The 16,928-nt window shown below is 67.9% G+C and carries 15 protein-coding genes; 10 read left to right on the forward strand and 5 right to left on the reverse strand.

Annotation, left to right across the window (positions count from 1 at the left end; translation table 11 throughout):
* Positions 1-162: 162 nt before the first annotated feature.
* The gene (locus AB0H93_RS42015) at positions 163-1,002 is read right to left on the reverse strand and encodes an arylamine N-acetyltransferase (RefSeq protein ID WP_358582020.1); all 840 of its coding nucleotides are present in this window, start codon (positions 1,000-1,002) and stop codon (positions 163-165) included.
* 460 nt (positions 1,003-1,462) lie between these two features.
* Entirely contained in the window at positions 1,463-1,702 is a 240-nt protein-coding gene (locus AB0H93_RS42020; protein ID WP_358582023.1) for a zinc finger protein, read from the reverse strand.
* A 399-nt stretch (positions 1,703-2,101) separates the two neighbouring features.
* Between AB0H93_RS42020 and AB0H93_RS42025 the strand changes: the two genes are divergently transcribed.
* The 3 genes from AB0H93_RS42025 to AB0H93_RS42035 all read left to right on the forward strand — a co-directional run bounded on the left by AB0H93_RS42025 (position 2,102) and on the right by AB0H93_RS42035 (position 4,113).
* Positions 2,102-3,001 carry a helix-turn-helix transcriptional regulator gene (locus AB0H93_RS42025; protein WP_358582025.1) on the forward strand — a complete coding sequence of 300 codons (900 nt, stop codon included), beginning with the start codon at positions 2,102-2,104 and terminating at the stop codon, positions 2,999-3,001.
* 10 nt (positions 3,002-3,011) lie between these two features.
* The gene (locus AB0H93_RS42030) at positions 3,012-3,392 is read left to right on the forward strand and encodes a DUF397 domain-containing protein (RefSeq protein WP_358582028.1); all 381 of its coding nucleotides are present in this window, start codon (positions 3,012-3,014) and stop codon (positions 3,390-3,392) included.
* Between the two features lie 214 nt (positions 3,393-3,606).
* Entirely contained in the window at positions 3,607-4,113 is a 507-nt protein-coding gene (locus AB0H93_RS42035) for a hypothetical protein (protein WP_358582031.1), read from the forward strand.
* Here the strand turns inward: AB0H93_RS42035 and AB0H93_RS42040 are convergent, their stop codons facing one another.
* Both AB0H93_RS42040 and AB0H93_RS42045 read right to left on the reverse strand, forming a co-directional pair.
* Complete coding sequence (locus tag AB0H93_RS42040) at positions 4,114-4,263, reverse strand: hypothetical protein (RefSeq protein WP_177226894.1); 150 nt, start codon at positions 4,261-4,263, stop codon at positions 4,114-4,116. It abuts the gene before it with no gap.
* Between the two features lie 489 nt (positions 4,264-4,752).
* Positions 4,753-6,069 (reverse strand): cytochrome P450, encoded by a 1,317-nt coding sequence (locus AB0H93_RS42045; RefSeq protein WP_358582034.1) that lies wholly within the window; start codon positions 6,067-6,069, stop codon positions 4,753-4,755.
* Positions 6,070-6,172: 103 nt separating this feature from the next.
* Here AB0H93_RS42045 and AB0H93_RS42050 point away from each other — a divergent pair, with 103 nt between their 5' ends.
* The 3 genes from AB0H93_RS42050 (at position 6,173) to AB0H93_RS42060 (ending at position 9,020) form a co-directional block, all read left to right on the forward strand.
* Positions 6,173-6,430, forward strand: a complete 258-nt coding sequence (locus tag AB0H93_RS42050) for a hypothetical protein (protein WP_358582036.1) — start codon at positions 6,173-6,175, stop codon at positions 6,428-6,430.
* 267 nt (positions 6,431-6,697) lie between these two features.
* Positions 6,698-8,056 (forward strand): glutamate decarboxylase, encoded by a 1,359-nt coding sequence (locus AB0H93_RS42055; protein WP_358582051.1) that lies wholly within the window; start codon positions 6,698-6,700, stop codon positions 8,054-8,056.
* Between the two features lie 430 nt (positions 8,057-8,486).
* Complete coding sequence (locus AB0H93_RS42060) at positions 8,487-9,020, forward strand: thiamine pyrophosphate-dependent enzyme (RefSeq protein ID WP_358582039.1); 534 nt, start codon at positions 8,487-8,489, stop codon at positions 9,018-9,020.
* Positions 9,021-9,173: 153 nt separating this feature from the next.
* Here AB0H93_RS42060 and AB0H93_RS42065 read toward each other — a convergent pair whose 3' ends face one another.
* Positions 9,174-9,425 (reverse strand): Smr/MutS family protein, encoded by a 252-nt coding sequence (locus AB0H93_RS42065; protein ID WP_358582041.1) that lies wholly within the window; start codon positions 9,423-9,425, stop codon positions 9,174-9,176.
* Between the two features lie 172 nt (positions 9,426-9,597).
* Here AB0H93_RS42065 and AB0H93_RS42070 point away from each other — a divergent pair, with 172 nt between their 5' ends.
* From AB0H93_RS42070 to AB0H93_RS42085, 4 genes are all read left to right on the forward strand, one after another.
* Entirely contained in the window at positions 9,598-12,279 is a 2,682-nt protein-coding gene (locus tag AB0H93_RS42070) for a hypothetical protein (protein ID WP_358582043.1), read from the forward strand.
* Positions 12,280-12,299: 20 nt separating this feature from the next.
* A complete protein-coding gene (locus AB0H93_RS42075) occupies positions 12,300-13,208 on the forward strand; it encodes a hypothetical protein (RefSeq protein ID WP_358582045.1) in 909 nt (302 codons plus the stop codon).
* The gene (locus AB0H93_RS42080) at positions 13,193-16,282 is read left to right on the forward strand and encodes an AAA family ATPase (protein ID WP_358582047.1); all 3,090 of its coding nucleotides are present in this window, start codon (positions 13,193-13,195) and stop codon (positions 16,280-16,282) included. The genes AB0H93_RS42075 and AB0H93_RS42080 overlap by 16 nt, the downstream gene beginning before the upstream one ends.
* Positions 16,283-16,329: 47 nt before the next feature.
* Positions 16,330-16,928 (forward strand): hypothetical protein (locus AB0H93_RS42085; RefSeq protein ID WP_358582049.1); only part of this gene is annotated, 599 nt, incomplete at its 3' end.

Here is a 16,928-nt window from a genome sequence, read left to right on the forward strand (position 1 = left end):
GCCGCGGGTTCTGAGCGGCTGTGCCCGCCCGAAGAGCTCTCGGCGAGGCCAGTCCCCTCCGCCGCGTATTGGACATACATAAGGAGGGGCTCCCACAGTCGAGAAGGCCGCTCAGGTTCCGCCACCGGCACCGCTACGCAAAATGAGTTTGGAATCAATCGTCTAGGCGTTGATCACTTCGTCGCCCGCGTGGGCCTCGTGCTGCTCGACGAGCCGCTGCCACAGTCGATCGCGCTCATCGCCGGTGAACAGGGTCCTCTGGATCCCGAACACGTCACCTGCCGCCGTCCACCATGCTTCGGGGGATTCGAGTACTTCTTCGGCACCGTGGCGGTTCAAGGTCAAAGCTTTGAGAGTGTCGACGCCTGTCGCGTCGCGGCGCATCAGCATGCAGAGGCGGACAAAACCCGACTCCGGCGCTGTCGACAGCCACCCCCACTTTTCCGCGAAGTCGGCCATCTTCGCGACGCCGGGCGCAACGTCGAAACCGACAAAGGCACCCGCCGGGTCGTGGTCGAACCGCCAGCCGCCCGGTGCCACCTCGGACGGCCGGATCCGGTAAGTGTAACGGCCCTGGACATACGAACCTTCGCGCAGCCGTAGCGGCAAATGGAAGCCGTCTCCCAACCCGGCGTCCACCAGCCACGCCGCTTCGGGGTCTTCCGGCAGGCCGGTGATGGTCAGCGCCAGGTGATTCCGGCTGATTTTCGGCGGATCCTCCGTGCTGTGCTGCACTCCGCCAAGATGGCGGGTGACCTGGTAACCGAGCTCGCGCAGCAGCGCGGAGAAGGCGCCATTGAGGTGGTAGCAGCCGCCACCGCGGCCCTGCAGTATTCGCGCTGTCGAGGCCGACGGATCCAGCGAGGGCGGCTGCCCGAACTGGAGATCCAGCATCTCATACGGCACCCGTTCGACGTGTGCCGCCTGCAACCTCTGCAACGCCGCCAGGCTCGGCGGTTCATGGTCGAGACCGAGTCGTGCCAAGTAGCCAGGTACGTCCACGGCGGGAGTATAAGATTCTCCGGGCACGAACGGGAACCCTTTGTTGCGCGAACGGGAACCCTTTGTTGCGCGAACGGGAACCCTCTGTTGGTCGCCCCCTGCGGGGCGCGAGAGTGACGGGGACGCACCAAGACCAGGCCAGGTAGTGATCGAGCCGGAGGGTGTCCAACCCGCAGGACGTGTAGTTCTTGTCGTTGGGGTTGCGGCCGGGCGGTGTGTCGGGGGGACGTCCACTCCGCCCGGCCGCGCGGCTCGATGCCGCCGGGTTGGGGGGCAAGTCGCGGCATCGGGCCGGGCTTTTAGAGCGCGCGAAGGCGCTGGATGATTCGGTCTTTGAGGTCGTGGTCGATTCGGGCCCCGACGGGCGGCTCGGTGAACCGCCAGGCGTGGTTGTCGGTGGTTGGGGTGTCGTCGGGTTCGGGGTCGACTGGGGTGCCGTCGGGCCACCGCATGGGAGAGGTCACCTCGGCCAGCCCTTCATTTCTTTGAGCAGCGCGTTGCAGTCCTGGCATGTCCTTGCGTGAATCCAGTCCATTTCGGACGGATTGGCCAGGGCGAAGGTGTTGCCGCAGAACGCTTCGTCGGCTGTGCCGGCGTCCAGGCGGGTGCCGGCGAAAGCGTGTCGCACGAGTCCGTAGGCGCTGGACTCGTCCGGCACTGGCAGCCAGAAGTAGCGCTGCTGTGTCTCGGGCTGGGACATGAAGACTCCAGTGTTCGGGGGTTGTAGGGGTGGGCGGGCGGCGCGCGGAGCCCGAGAGGGCGCGCGGTGTCGGGGAACACCGCTCGGTCTCGACGCAGCGCCGCCCGCCTCATATGCCCGGTCCGTCCCGTCGGGAGGGGGCACGGACGGCCGGGCAGGTCTCAGAGGTGCTGAAGGCCGTTGGTACAGGCGAGCTTCCGCCTGGCATCCGCTGCCTCAGCAAGGATCTTTTGCATCACATGGCCTCAATCTCATCTCGCGTATGTTCATGCGATGAAGGTATCGTGATAATCACCATTTGCCTACCCGCCCGATCGGGTAGCACCGAGCGATACCCTTCGTGATGGAAAGGAGGGGTGCTCGCTCGGCCAATGTCCGCACGACACAGGAGGGCACCCAATGCCGATGGCCAAGATGCGTACCGCCAGGAAGCTCTTGCTGGGGCGCGAAATCGCCCACATGATCGAGACCGCCGACATCTCGCAAGCCGACGCGGCGAAGATCATCGAGTCCAGTCAGAGTCGTATAGCTGGGTTGATCAGCGGCATGGGGACGATCTCCGTTGGTGATCTGGACCTGCTGGCGACGCGCCTCGGATTCACTGACGACGGCCACCGGGAAACGCTGCGCGAGCTGCGCCGGGACAACCACAAGCGTGGCTTCTGGTCAACCGGCCACAATCGCGCGTACGCAGAAGATCTGCGACTCCTGATCGACCTGGAGAAGCACGCGGACCAGATCCGGCAATCTGAGGTCGAGGTAGTGCCCGGTCTGCTGCAGACCGAAGCCTACGCACGCGCCATGCATGCGGACCAACCAGAGATCGATGGCGTCACCGTCGAAGACCGCGTGGCGGCGCGAGTCGCGCGCCAGGACATTCTCGACAAATCCGAGCCACCCACGATCCAGGTCGTCATGAGTGAGTCGTGCTTGCGCCGCATGTGGGCCCCAGCAGACGTGATGCAGCAGCAGATCGAGCATCTGATCAAGTTGTCGAACCGGCCGAACGTGATGATTCAGGTGATGCCGTTCCAAGCTCCGCCTGGCCGCCGGTCTCCGCTCGGCACCCGCTTCATCCTGCTTCGCGTCCCTTCGCCAGGGGCGGCCGGACCACTCGAACTCGCATACGCGGAAGGTCAAAGCGAGATCCGCTACCTGGACGACAAGAAGGCGCTTGCCGCACATGAGACAGCCTGGGCGCGCATCACGAACGCGGCCCTGCGGTTCGATGAGAGCCGGAAGTTCATGAAGGCGGTGTCACGCGACTACGCTGAACAGGCGAAAAACACCACCAGCTAGGGAGTTCCACATGAGCACGGTCCCACGACCGCAATTTGCCGAGCGGGATTTCCGCAAGGCAACGCGTAGCGAGCCCGACAAGAGTTGTGTACGTGTGGCCCGCCGGGATGGTTGGGTCGAGCTGCGTGACGACAAGACGGTGTTCGGCGCGTCGGATGATCACCGATTGGTGTTCACCGCCGAGGAGTTCGATGCCTTCTTAGCCGGTGCTCGGGAAGGCCGGACCGAGGGGCTGTGCCTGGAGATCACCCGCCGCGACGCGGACGGCATGCACGTATTCCGCCGTCGCGGCTGGGCTGCCGTCGAGCTGGTGTTCACCGAAGCCGAACTGCTGGCGTTCCAGGACGGCATCGCCAACCATGAATTCGACGCAATCGCCTACGCCGCATAGGTTTTCCGCTGTCGCCGTCGTGTAAAGCCGTGAGTGTTTTGGGGCGCTATGGCACCCCAAAACACTCACGGCCCCTGACCTGCCGGAACGTCGCTCCAGTCTGAGTGAACGGCACTTTCACGCCCCCGCTCGGGATCGATTGAACCGGATGCCGCTCGGCATACGTGTGCTGGCCAACAGGTCCGCGTACCGAGAAGGCAGTTGGAGGAACCCCGTGACCGAGCCCGGCAGCTGGAGCGAGTTCGAGCGGATGGAGCAGCGGAAAGCCCAGGATGAGCAGCTGATCCGGGAGTGGGAACGAGCCAACGGCAGCGAGCATGTGCGGCACGTGCGCAACTTCGTCGAGCACGTGCGCCGGGACATTGGCGTCAACGGCGTCATCGGTCAGGTCGACATCAAACCGGTCAAGGGAGGGATCGAGGTCGTCGCTGGGTATCGCATGGAGTCGGACCCGGTCGATGGTCTGCCAACTTTGCGCCCGTCGGTGTCGAGTCCGGATTCGTCCCGGCGAGACTGCGCTGGCACGGGCGCCTGCGGGGTGGGTGAAGTGAGCACACCCCTGATGAAGAGTGTCGAACCGCTGTCTGACCTCGTGTTCCCGGGCGGGGCGGCGACGCAACCGGACTGGGATGGTCCAGGCGGTGCGGGCGCGGTCGCCGATGTCGCCGATGTCGAAGGTCAGCAGGCCAGTGCGACTGGGTGGAGCGGGCCCCGAACCTGATCAGTCGCACGTCCCGCAGGAGGTGGCCCCGTACCAGGCGTGCACGGCGGTGAGGTGCGTGTAGCCGGCGTAGCTGTCGTGCACCAGCACCCCGGTGAACTCCGCGAGGACGCCGCCAGCATCGAGGGAGAGCGGGAAACCGTACGGCAACGAGACGATCCGCGTTACCCGTGATGGCGAGGTGAGCATTAAACTTCCCGCGCCGTTGGCCGCCTACGCCAACGCCCGGCACGGCCGCTACGTTCTCGCCTGCCGGGTGCGGTTCGCGCACCGCGGGCAGGAGTGAGCCGACCGCATCGAAGCCGACCGTGCGGTGGCCTACCGGATTCACTACGACGCTCGGCGCCGTCACGACGCTGCGGCCGTGGCGATTGGACGACGCGCCCAGGGATACCCGGTCCGGCGACGGACGGCACCGCCCCGTACCCACCAGAGTGATGGGTGCGGGCATCGGACCGTCCAGGCCCGACCAGGTGCCCCGGGGTGTGAGGAACCCCGACCCCATGATCCTGGACCACGCACCCGATGCGTCGGCGCCGGACGCGGAGCGAACGCGGGGAACCAGCGTGCCCAACACCGTTCGGGGCACGCGACTGAGCCCGAACAACTCATGCTCAGTCTCTAGCAACGGTTTCCTGGCTAACGGGCACTCAGACGCATCCGCAGCGATCGTGGGGCGAGGACGGCGCTGGGAGCGGCCCGCACGGCACGTGTGGTGTGCCGGAGCTCCCAGCGGGCCGCGACCGAAGCAAGCGTGAGCACCGCCTGGTTCAGCCCGAAGGTGTCGCCGATGCACCTGCGGGCCCCCGCAGCGAAGGGCAGGTAGGCGGTCCGGGGCGGCCTCGCGACGTGGCCGGGCAGCCATCGGTCGGGATCGAAGCGGTCGGGGTCCGGGTACAACCGCGGACTACGGTGAATGAGGTAGGGACTGTAGATCACGATAGTGCCCGCTGGTAGCGGCTGGCCGGCTAGTTCCGCGTCGGCGGTGACGATTCTGGTGAATATCCACCCCGGCGGGTAGAGGCGCAGGGTTTCGGTGATGACGCGGTTCGTCAGCTCGAGAGCGGGGAGGTCGTCGGCTTCCGCGACTCGCCCGCCGAGTACCGCGTCGGTCTCGGCGTGCACTTGTTCTAGCACATCGGGGTGGGCGGCCAGGAGGTGCAGTGCCCAGCTTAGTGTGGTGGCACTGGTCTCGGTCGCGCCCAACAGCAGGGTGACGACCTGGTCCCGGATCTCGGACTCCGCCAGCGCCCTGCCGTTGTCGTCGCGGGCGGCGAGCAGCGCCGACAGGACGTCGGCGTGGTCAACGCCGATCCGCCGGTACTCCGTGACGCAGGCGTCGACGGCCGCGGCGACGCGTGCCCTGGAGCGTCGGAAGCGCAGGTTTAGCGGGGTGGGCAGATTCTTGAACGGAGGCGGCACGACCAGGTTGCGGAACACGCCACGCACGATGTCGCCGAGCGACTCCTCCAGCGCGACAGCCGCCGGTCTGGCGACGTCGGCGACAAACAGGGTTCTGGACACGATGCGGCTCGTAAGTGCCTGCATCTGGGCGCGCACGTCAATGACGTCGCCCTGCTGCCATGAGTCGAGCATCACGCTGATCTGCTCGGACATCATCCGTGCGTAGTTGGTCAGGCGATCGCGGTGGAACGCGGGCTGCAGCAGGCGACGCTGCCGTCGGTGGTCCTGATGTGAACAGGAGGCCAGGCCGTTGCCCACCACCTCACGGACCTTGTCGAAGGTCGGGCCACCCTTATCGAAAATTCGGTAGTTCACGAGCAGGTGGTGCACCAGGTCCGGGTCGGTCACGACGAACGCCTTCCACGGACCGAGCCTGATCCGCACCAGATCGCCGGCAGCGGGCAGAGACGTCAGAAAGCCAAGCGGATTGCGCGCCATCGCGAGTGCGTGGCCCAGCAGGGGCAGGGCGCCGGGGGCGGTCGGCGCGGTCACTGAGCTAGTCATTGGCTGGCTCCAAAACCAGGTGATCGTCGGGAGCGGTGGCGGGGGTCCAGACAGCAGCTCGCTGGGTAGCCATCATGGCATCCTGGCAGATATGTCAACGACGCCAATCGTGCAGTGGAGCTGTTGCCGAGCGGCAAATGGTTGCCCGTTTTCCCTTTTCTTTTTGCCCTTCTGGGACGACGACCTGTCGATCAGACCCAAACTCGTCCGCATCCGGCTCCCCGGCGATTCGCTGACGCCCGAAGAAGCCGACCTACGCCAGCGCATCCAGAACCAAGTGCTCCAGACCCTCGGGTACGCGGTCCCGTTTATAGATCACCGGGATGCGGCGCTCACGCCGAGCAAGTGAAGCGACACACCTCTGCCTTTCCAGACATCCGCGCTTGGATCTGTCGGGAAATTCATCGGTGGATGTGGCGAGGCGGGAGTGGGTCGGTGTTTACTGTCGCCTCATCAGGTGTTGTCAAGGGTGTTCGTCGCCGGCAACCGGTGGTTGGTGAAGCGACTCCCGAAGGCGCAATTGTGCCGTTGCACGAGTAGCGGCCGAGCATGTTGATGCCTTGTTGATCTTGTGACGTGTTGGGGTGTGACTGTGGTCGACTTGTCGGTGGTCCCCGTGCAGGAGACGGTTCCGGGAAGGCTTGCGGGGTGGCGTCTGCCCCAGGAGTCGATGCCTGCCGATGCGGCCTATCGGGCGGTGCGGGATGAACTGCGCCCGGATGTACCGCCGCAGTTGAATCTGGCCACGTTCATCACCACTGGGATGGAACCGGAAGCCGAACGGCTGATGGCCGAATTCCTCTACAGCAACACCGTCGACGGCGTGCAGCCATTGCGCACGACTGACTTGGCGCAGCGGTGCGTCGCAGCGCTCGCCGAACTGTGGCACGCTCCCGACCCGGATAGCGCGGTCGGCACGTCCACCGGCGGCTCCAGCGAGGCGTGCATGCTCGCCGGGCTGGCGATGTTGATGCGCTGGCGCTCCCGCACCAGAGGATCCGGCGGGCGCCCGAATCTGGTCATGGGCGCCGCCGTACACGTCTGCTGGGGCAAGTTCTGCGCCTACTGGGACGTCGAGGCGCGGCAAATCCCGGTGGCGGAGGGCGGGTTCGGCATCGACCCGCACACCGCAGCCGAATTGTGTGACGCGAATACCATCGGCGTGGTCACCGTGCTGGGCACCACCTTCGACGGCTCCTACGAGCCGGTACAGCAGGTGTGCGCCGCGCTGGACCAACGGAGTGCCCGCGACGGTGTCGACGTGCCAGTGCACGTCGACGCGGCCTCGGGCGGGCTGGTGGCGCCGTTCCTCGATCCCGCACTGGTGTGGGATTTCCGGCTTTCCCGAGTGGACTCGATCAACACCTCTGGGCACAAGTACGGCCTGGTCGCTCCGGGCCTGGGTTGGCTGGTATGGCGCGACCCGAGCGTGGTGCCCGTCGAGCTCGGATTCTCGATCGACTACACCGGGGGACGCCTATCCACCCAGACCCTCACTTTCACCCAACCCGCCGCTCCGATCATCGCCCAGTACTACCAGTTCCTCCGCTTGGGCGCCGAAGGCTACCGAGCTATCATGCAACGCTGTCGCGACCTCGCCCGCGCATTGGCCGCCCACCTCAACCAATTCCACGACCTGCGGGTGATCTCCTCCGGCGACGACCTGCCCGTGGTCGCCTTCACCACCGGCGACCACGCCAGTTTCACCGTGACCGAACTCGCCGACCGCCTCCGCCAACGCGGCTGGCTGGTGCCCGCCTACACACTGCCCCCCAACCAGACCAACGTCACCGTCGCGCGGCTGGTCTGCCGCAATGATCTCTCCGACATCCTCGCCCGCCGACTCGCCGACGACATAACCAACGCAGTCACCGCGCTCCGCGCCTACCACGGTGCATCGCGCCCTCGGCAACGCTGCGATGTGCTGCCGCGAGGTTCGGAGGCCGCCCCAATGCTCGAAGAGGGAGGGGACTGAGGCGCGACCGCGGCTTCTCCGGCGGCTGGCCTCCCTGTAGTCCAGGAAGGGCAAATGTCCGTGTATGAAAGGGCAACGTTATGGGATACCTGGTTGGGCAAATTATAGGGTCCGGACGTTCCCTAAAACTAAAAGCCTGTCGGCGAATGCCGTCCGCGCCTTTGGAAGCGGCGCAGCCGCTTGCATCCGCCTTGCCAGGACGACCATCGGCGGATTCTGAGAGGTGGACGGCCCCTCCGCCGCGTATTTGGGCATACGTAAGGACAACAGGGCTCTAATGAGCTGCGCGGCACGATCGCCGCGCTGACCGCGGCCCTGGCCGCCCACCCGGACCGGGACCCGGCCGCGCTCGCGCCGTGGTGGCGCCACCTGGATCGCATCCGCACCCGGTACCCGCTCGGCTGGACCCCGCGACCACGACCGTCCGCGCTTGTTCCTCAGTTCCGGTGGACTGGGCACGATGGGCTACGCCATCCCGGCCGCGATGGGCGCCAAGCTCGGCAGGCCGGACCAGGACGTGTGGGCCGTCGACAACGACGGGTGCTTCCAGATGACCGCGCAGGAGCTGGCCACATGTGCGGCCGAGGGCATCCCGATCAAGGTGGCGCTGATCGACAACAGCGTGCTGGGCATGGTGCGGCAGTGGCAGACATTGTTCTGGGACAAGCACCACAGCGCCTCGGAGTACCGACAGGGCACCACGGACTACGCCGGGCTGGCGCGGTCGCTGGGGTGCGTCGCGTTCCGGTGCGACGACCCGGCCGGCGTCGAGGATGCGATCCTGCGGGCGAACGCGGTCACCGAGCCGCCCCGTGCTGGTGGATTTCGTCGTCAGCGGCGACGAGCTGGTGTGGCCGATGGTGCCGTCGGGCACGAGCAACGACGACATCCTCGTCGCCAGGGACACCCGACCGGAATTCGACGTGGACTGACCACAGTGGACGGGGTCCGCGCCACGCCGTGAGGACCCCGTCCGCTGTGGCCAACCCGGCTCGTGAACCCGCGGCCGGTCGGGACACGTGTCCCAAGCAGTCGCACCCGACCGGCTGAAAGCAGGCCAGTGCGACTGGGTGGAGCGGGCCCCAGTCCTGATCTCTGCACCGGAACCGCGCCGGCGTCAGAAGTGCACCAGCACCCGGCCGTCGTTGTTCGGATCGACCTCCACGGAGCGGTAAAGGCGCTTGAGATGCGCCGCACCCAGCATCTTCACGACCCGGTTCTGCAGCGTTTTCTTCCCTTTGCCGACGATGATCTCGGCCATCGGGATCCGCTCGCGTGCGGCCCGGAAGATCACATTGCGCACCGCCTGATCGATGTCGCGGTCGCTACGGAAGATCGGGTGCAGATCGACCGTGATCTTGTCGGCCATGAGGGACTCCTTCTGAGTGCGTGACGGGTAGTAGCGCTGCGATCGACACCACGCTACGAGCACGTTGCGAAGGCAGTCGGGGGTTCATTCGGGCAAAGCCAGCAGCGGGTTCGCGGTGCGATGAACCCTAGCGCTTTGTGTGGCCGTGTCCATGACGGTGAAGGGAGGCACGGTGGACGCGCCGATCGAGGTCGAGCGGATTCGGCACGCTCTCGTGGTCAGCCGCTCGAAGACTGACGACGAAGCTGTCGCTCTCGCTGAGGCATTGCCGCAGGAACGCGGCCGCACCACGGTGGTGGTCGGCGCGTCGGCGCTGGCTGCGGTGGCGCAGCTCGATCCGTGGGTGGTGGCGGACATCGCCGGGGCGACCACACGCAACTTGCGAATCCTCGCGCCGAGCCTGTCGTCGGTGGCCGAGGACGGCTCGCCATTGCCGGGACGGACATTGTCGGAGTGGCTCGGCGTCGAGGTCGTCGTGCCGGCCGGCGTCCCGCGCACCCTGGCGGACGGGAGCCTGTTCGTGCCCGGCTCCGGCCCTGGGTGGCTCGCCTTCCGTTCGGGGCGGCCGGGTGTCCCGCTCGGGCCACGGCTGCCGAATCCGGAATGGCAACGCCCGCTGGCCATGCCGTTGCCGGAGGGCGTCACGCAGATTCCGCTCGGGCTGTGGGTTCGCGGTCCGGGGAGCCCGGAGCGGCCCGACGACCAGCTGTCCACGCGACCGCCGGACCCCGATCGGATGTACGTCGTCATCGGCGCTCCCGGCGAGCAAGCTCCTTCACCGGCGGCTGTGGCCGCGGTGTTGCGCACGCTGCCAGACGAGGTGCGTGAGCGCGCGGTGCTGGCGGAGTACAGCGGCCGGGGTGTGGCCAGTGCCGTGGCTGACGAACTTGGCGTGCCGGTACGCGCGGCGCACGGTGTTCCGCTTGAAGGGCGCCCAGTGCTTCTTGACGAATCGGGCCGTCCGTTGTGGCGCCCGTTCGCGGTCGAAAGTGTGTATCTGCCCGGGCGTGGGCCGGTGCTGGACCGTTGGGTCGCGCCAGGCCCTGCGATGCCGTTGGCCGCCCCTGGTTCGTATCGGCTGGCCGATGGGTGGCGGGTCGACGTCGTGGCGCGCGGGCTGCTGGTGCGCCCGGACTCGCAGGCCCCGCGCCCGGAGTGGCTGGCCGAGCCAGGGCCGCACGCTGACCTGGTGCTGGCTGCTGACTCCGCGGTGCCCGCAGAGGTGCTTTCGGCGCTGGACGGTCTGATCCACGGCCTGCCGGAGGATGCCCGGGAGCACCTGCGGGTCGTTCCCGCATCCCAGCACGCAGCCGAGGCGGTCAACCGGCTCGGTGCGGCACCGGGCGCGGAGCGCGGCGAGCCCGCGCAGGCACCCCAGGCGCCCACTGTGGCTGCGCCCCCCGTACGCGAGGCGCCGCGCGATAAGCGGCCGGTAGCGGGAGTCGTGGTGACGACGGACGGGCGGATGCTGCCCGCCGAGCCGATCGTCGCCAGTTCGGTCAGGGACTTCCGGCCCCCGGCAGCACCCGGTGTGATCGGCGCCCCGGTGCCTGCGGAGCCCAGCAAGCCCGCCACGCCGGTCGCGCCCGCCACGGTGTCGGCGACCACGCCGCCGCAGCAGCTTCGGGTGACCCCGGAAGCGGCACGCCCGCCGCAGCAGCTTCCGGCGACCCCGGGAGTGGCCGAAGCCACCAACTCGTCCCGCCAGGAGCCTGCGGTACTCCCGAAGACCTCGGCCGGTACTCCCCCGCCGGTCGAGTCTGGCCCGCCAACAACGGGCCAGATCCCCGCCGGTGGGTCGGTTCTTCTCCCACCAGGACCGGCCCACCGCGGGGTTAGGGCTCCGTCGGAGCCGCCGAGTGACAGGCCGATGACCACAGTGGACCTGCCACAGCGGACCGAGACCGCGGCCGAGCCGCGGCGCCCGCAACCGCCCGCTGACCCGCCTGCATCGCTCCCGCCGCTGGTCGCCAAGGCCGGACGGGCGCCACGGGACACACCACCCGCCGACCCGCCAGCCGCACAGGCCGCGACGGTCGCCGCGCCACCTGAACCCGAAGCCAAGGTCTCGCCGACCCCAGCCCAGGAGCCGGCCGAAGCTCAGGAGCCGGTCGAGGAGCCAGCTCAGGCGGCGGTCGAGGAGCCGGTCGAGGAGCAGGTGCAGCGCCAACCGCGGCGAGAACCGCTCGAGGTACCCGCGGACGCACGCAGCACCCCCGAGCAGCGGAAGAACGTCCGCACCAGCCTCGGCTCGAAGTACGACGTGGCCACCCGCGCGGTCACCAAGCTGCTGTCCGAACGACCGGGACTGCGGGCCGGCCGGGGCGAGGAGGCCGCGATGCTGGCGGAGCTGGCCGTGGTGCGGGTGTTCGGTGAGGAGCCGGGCGGCGATTACGACACCGATTTCCACGTGTGCCTGACCAGCGGCCTGCGCCGCCTCCCCACGGTGCGTGCCGTGGTCGTGCGGGGCATCCCCGACGACACGGTGCTGGCGCCGGGCGCGGTGGTGCGGTTGCGCGAGCCGGTGGTGGCGGCTCCGGTGGCGCAGCCACAGTCGGTGGGCGGGACGGAGGCGCTGATCTGGGTCTCCACCGCCCGTCGTCTCGACGGCCTGGTACGCAGCGTCGGTGCTGACGAGCTCGACATCTCCGGCGATGTGGTGCTGCCAGGTCAGACCCGGCTCAAGGTGCTGGGCGTGGAGGGCGGCTCGGTCCGCCGGATCCTGTTCGCCGAGGACGGTAGCGACGGCGAGGAAATCCTTGCCCGGCTCCGTGCCGCGGCCAAGGAACGCGCCGACGCCGAGCTGGACAAGCCGGTGTCGGACCGGTGGTACGGCCCGTTGCACGCCGCATAGCCGGAAGGATGATCCGCCGCATGGACGACCTGGCCGACGAGTACGAATCGCCGCGGCTCGCCGTCGATCTGGATCCGCACGAACGCCTCCTTGAGCTGGCAGGCCGCGCACCGGACGGCTGGCTGGCCGTTGCCCGCGAGGTGCTGGCCGGCGGCGACGGGCAACGGCTCAACGAGCTGGTCGGCGCGCTGCTGCCGCAGCTCGAAGGGCGTCCCGTGGTGCGGTACCGGTTCACGCCGGATGCCGATGGGGCCTGGGACGGGCCTGACCGCGCCGTCGTGGCGGCGGCGCGGGCCGCGCACGGCACGACGGCATGCTGGGCGACGATGCGCGACGGCGTCGACCGCGTCTACCTGGTGCAGGCCGATGACGGTGCGAATCTGCCGGCCGTCACCCTGGCCGTTCAACGGGTCGCCGACGCCCAGCGCGATCCGCGCGTCGAGGTGTTCGCGGCGGGCACCGACCTGCCCGTCTACCACAAAACCGCGCTGCGCTCGGCAGTCCTGCTCTGGACTCGCGAACCGCCGGCGGAGGTGAAGGTCGCGCGGACGTTCGACGGAGCGTCCGGCGACGAGGGCCCGTGGTTCGATTCCGCGCACGAGCTTGTGGTCGACTCCACCGAGCGGCAACGGCTGCTGGACTTCCTCGGCAGCGGCGAGATCGTGCTGGAGACCGACCTGCGGATGACCGACCTGGTCTCCGGGTCGGCCGGTGCGGTGCCCGCCAGCCTGCGCTCCGACGGCGTGTGGGTGTGGTCGGACGCCTCCCGCTACTACCTCGACCGGCATCTGCTGGCGCCGGACGCCGCGCTCGCCTCGCATGCGTTGGCCAGCGGGCGAGCAAGCCGCATGACCCCACTGGACCGCTACCGCGTGTGCTCGATGCTGAACCCGGAGAACGAGGAGGGCCCGCTATGGCGAGCAGAATGACCGGCACGCGGTCGATGCTGGGGGTTTCGCCCCGTGAGCCGGACTGTTATCGCACCATTACCGACGCGATCGCCGCGGCGAAGGACGGCGACGTCATCTCGGTGCGGCCCGGCACCTACGCGGAATCGATCGTGCTGGATCGCGACATCACCATCTCCGGTGCGGGAGCACCCGGCCAGGTGCGGGTGGAGGCATCCGGCGATCCGGTGCTGCGGCTAGATGTCGAGCACGCGGCGGTTTCCGGCATTGAGTTGGCGCACCGCGACGGGGAGATCGCGGTGGATCTGCGGGCCGGCGTCCTTGAACTCGACGAGTGTGTGCTGGCCGCCGAATCCGAGGTCGCCGTCGCGGCGCGGAGCCGCACGGAGCTGAAGGCCCGTGAATGCGAGCTGCGCAACCCGGGCGGCGCGGGCCTGCTGGTGTACGACAACGCCCGCGCCGAGCTGAACGCATGCACGCTCGCGTCCATCTCGAGTACGGCCGTGGTATCTCGTACCGGCGGCACGGCGACGTTGGTGGACTGCGTGGTGACCGATGCCAACAGCGCACTGCTGGTGGCCGACCACGGCCGGAGCACGCTGCAACGCTGCCGGATCGACAAGATCGCCGACAACGCGATCGTCGTTGAACAGCACAGCCAGCTGAAGATGAACGACTCCGACATCTCCGATGTGCGGGGTGTGGTGCTGCTCGCGGCGGCCGAATCGACGCCCGTGCTGCGCGACTGCCGGATCAGCGACGTCGACGCGCAGGCCGTGGTGGCGATGCAGAACGCCACGGTCGACCTGGAGCGGGTGGCGATCGCCAAGGCGGGCGGGCATTCGGTGCAGGTGTTGGACGGATCGACGGCCCACCTGTCGGCCTGCACCTTCACCGACGCCGGGCACGACGCGGTGACGGCAAGCGCCGACGGCGTCGTGAAGCTCACCGGCTGCGACATCACCGGTGGCGCGGCCGGCGGGGTCGTCGCGGACGGCCAGGCCGAAGCCACGGTGTCGGATTGCCAGGTGAAGCGGACGACGGGCCCGGCGTTGTCCGCACGCGGCGAGGCCACGCTTGCCGTGGACGGTGGCATCCTCCGCGAGTGCGGCTCCGGCGCGGAATGGCACGGGCAGTCCGGCGGCGGAATGATTTCCTGCACCGTCCGCGACAACGTTCGTGACGGTGTCGCGGTGTTCAGCGACGAGCCGGTGGAGATCCGGCGGTGCCGCATCGACGGCAACGGTGACCAGGACACCCGGTTCGAAGGATCCAGCGTCATCTTCGACGACAGCGGCGAGCCGGGTGAGTCGCGCGAGCCGCTCCTGTCGGTGGTCCAGGAGAAGTCCGGTGAGCCCGGTGAATCAGACGAGCCGCAGGACACCGGAGAACCCCGCCACGCCGACGAACTCGACAAGCTGCTGGCCGAACTGGACGACCTGGTCGGTCTGGATGGCGTGAAGCGCGAGGTGGAGACGCTGGTCCGGCTGCACCAGATGGCCGAGCGCCGCGCCGCGGCCGGTCTGCCGTCGCCGCCGATGTCGCAGCACTTGGTGTTCACCGGCTCCCCCGGTACCGGCAAGACGACGGTCGCGCGGTTCTACGGTCGCATCCTGGCTGCCCTTGGTGTGCTCCGGAAGGGGCAGCTGGTCGAATGCGCCCGGCCTGACCTGGTGGCTGCCGTGGTCGGCGGCACGGCGCTCAAGACCGCGGAGGTCTTCGAGAAGGCCCTCGGCGGTGTGCTGTTCATCGACGAGGCCTACACGCTGTCCCAGGGCGGTGGCGGCGGTGGCCCGGACTTCGGCCGGGAGGCGATCGACACGCTGGTCAAGCTGATGGAAGACCACCGTGACGACGTGGTGGTGATCGTCGCCGGGTACACCAACGACATGCGGCAGTTCCTGGCCGCGAACGCGGGCTTGTCCTCCCGGTTCTCACGCACCATCGACTTCGCCGACTATTCCTCGTCCGAACTGGTCACCATCGTCGAAGGGATGTGCCAGAACCACCACTACCAGCTGGAATTCGAGACCCGTTCCGCGCTGCACGGGTATTTCACGGCGTTGCCGCGCGACAGCTCCTTCGGCAACGGCCGCACCGCGCGCAAGGTGTTCGAGGAAATGGTCGGACGGCAGGCCTACCGGCTCGGTGACGACCGGTCGGTGACCGCCGCCCAGCTGACCCGGCTGCTGCCGGAGGATCTCGGGCCGCTGCCCGGGGCCGCCGTGGGGGCCGGCGCGGGCAAGATCGACGAGGAACGGGTCGAGCAGCTGCTCGGCACCCTGCGCAGCCTGGTCGGGCTGGCCGAGGTGAAGGCCGAGGTCGCGGCGATGGTCGACCTGCTGGCGTCCGCGCGGCAGCGGGAGGCCGCCGGGCTGCCGTCGCCGCCGGTGAGCAGGCACCTGGTCTTCGCCGGACCTCCGGGCACGGGTAAGACCACCGTTGCCCGGCTGTACGGATCGCTGCTGTCCGCGATGGGCGTGCTGGCGCAGGGACAGGTCATCGAGGTCGCGCGGGCGGACATGGTCGGCGAGTACGTCGGCCACACCGCGCGCCGGACCACCGAGGCGTTCGACCGTGCCCGCGGCGGCGTGCTGTTCATCGACGAGGCGTACACGCTCTCCTCCGGCGGCAGCCGCGGCAGTGGGCCGGACTTCGGCCGGGAGGCGATCGACACGCTGGTCAAGCTGATGGAGGACCACCGCGACGAGGTGGTGGTGATCGCCGCCGGATACGAGCAGGAGATGGGCGGGTTCATCGCCGCCAACCCCGGTCTGTCCTCGCGGTTCTCGCACCGGGTGCGCTTCGCCGACTACACCGCCGACGAGTTGGTCACCATCTTCAACCAGCACGCCGCCGAGTCCGGTTACGAATGCACTGGGCCGTCCGTGGCGGCGTTGCGGGCGCATTTCGCGGCGGTGCAGCGGGGGAGTTCTTTCGGTAATGGTCGTTATGCTCGCCAGGTTCTGGATGTGGCGATTGCGCGGCATGCTCGTCGGACGCGGGGTTTGGTGAATCCGACGTTGGATGATTTGTGTGTGCTGCATCCCCAGGATATTCCGGGGCCGGTTCCGGCTGGTGAGCAGTCGGCGTAGTTGGCGTGTGTGCTGAGTTAGGGGTTAGGTAAGCTAAAGGGGCAGTTATGGCGATCATGTTTAGTGAGTTTGAGCGCCAGCTGTGCTATTGGCTTACGGGGGATGAGCCGCCGCCGGTTAATGAGGATAAGGTGCGGGAGTTGGCGGCGGTGTGGCGGTCGCATGCGGCTCGTTTGCGGCAGTTGCGGGTGGATGCGCAGGCGGCGGTTGAGGGGATTCGGTCGTCGGATTTTGCGGGGGCGTCGGAGTGGGCGTTTGCGGCGCGGATGGCGCCGTTTGTGGATGGTCCGTCGAATTATTTGGATGCGGCGGCTGATCATTTTGAGATGATGGCTGATGCGCTGGATCAGATCGCGATGGAGGTGGAGTTCCTTAAGCTGGTGGTGTTGATTCAGTTGGCGTTGCTGGCGGTTGAGTTTGAGTTTTTTGTGCAGTGGTTTTGGGTTCCGGGTGTTCAGACGTGGTTTATGTCGCAGGCGTTGATGCACAAGGTGATTGTGGAGAAGGCTGTGACGTGGATGGCGCGGCGGATGGCGAGTGTGCCGCGTGTTCCGGTGGAGATTCTGGGGATGCTGGCGGTGAGTTTCGGGCAGCAGTTGGGTGTGGTGTGGCTGGGTCAGCAGATCCAGATCGGGATGGGTACCCG

The sequence above is a fragment of the Saccharopolyspora sp. NPDC050642 genome, assembly GCF_040654735.1.
GTDB classification, from domain to species: Bacteria; Actinomycetota; Actinomycetes; order Mycobacteriales; family Pseudonocardiaceae; genus Saccharopolyspora; species Saccharopolyspora elongata.

Bases quoted from the DNA above. Each gene is read 5' to 3' on its own strand.
- AB0H93_RS42020 (WP_358582023.1), bottom strand. From the start codon at position 1,702: ATGTCCCAGCCCGAGACACAGCAGCGCTACTTCTGGCTGCCAGTGCCG.
- AB0H93_RS42025 (WP_358582025.1), top strand. From the start codon at position 2,102: ATGCCGATGGCCAAGATGCGTACCGCCAGGAAGCTCTTGCTGGGGCGC.
- AB0H93_RS42030 (WP_358582028.1), top strand. From the start codon at position 3,012: ATGAGCACGGTCCCACGACCGCAATTTGCCGAGCGGGATTTCCGCAAG.
- AB0H93_RS42050 (WP_358582036.1), top strand. From the start codon at position 6,173: ATGTCAACGACGCCAATCGTGCAGTGGAGCTGTTGCCGAGCGGCAAAT.
- AB0H93_RS42065 (WP_358582041.1), bottom strand. From the start codon at position 9,425: ATGGCCGACAAGATCACGGTCGATCTGCACCCGATCTTCCGTAGCGAC.
- AB0H93_RS42075 (WP_358582045.1), top strand. From the start codon at position 12,300: ATGGACGACCTGGCCGACGAGTACGAATCGCCGCGGCTCGCCGTCGAT.
- AB0H93_RS42080 (WP_358582047.1), top strand. From the start codon at position 13,193: ATGGCGAGCAGAATGACCGGCACGCGGTCGATGCTGGGGGTTTCGCCC.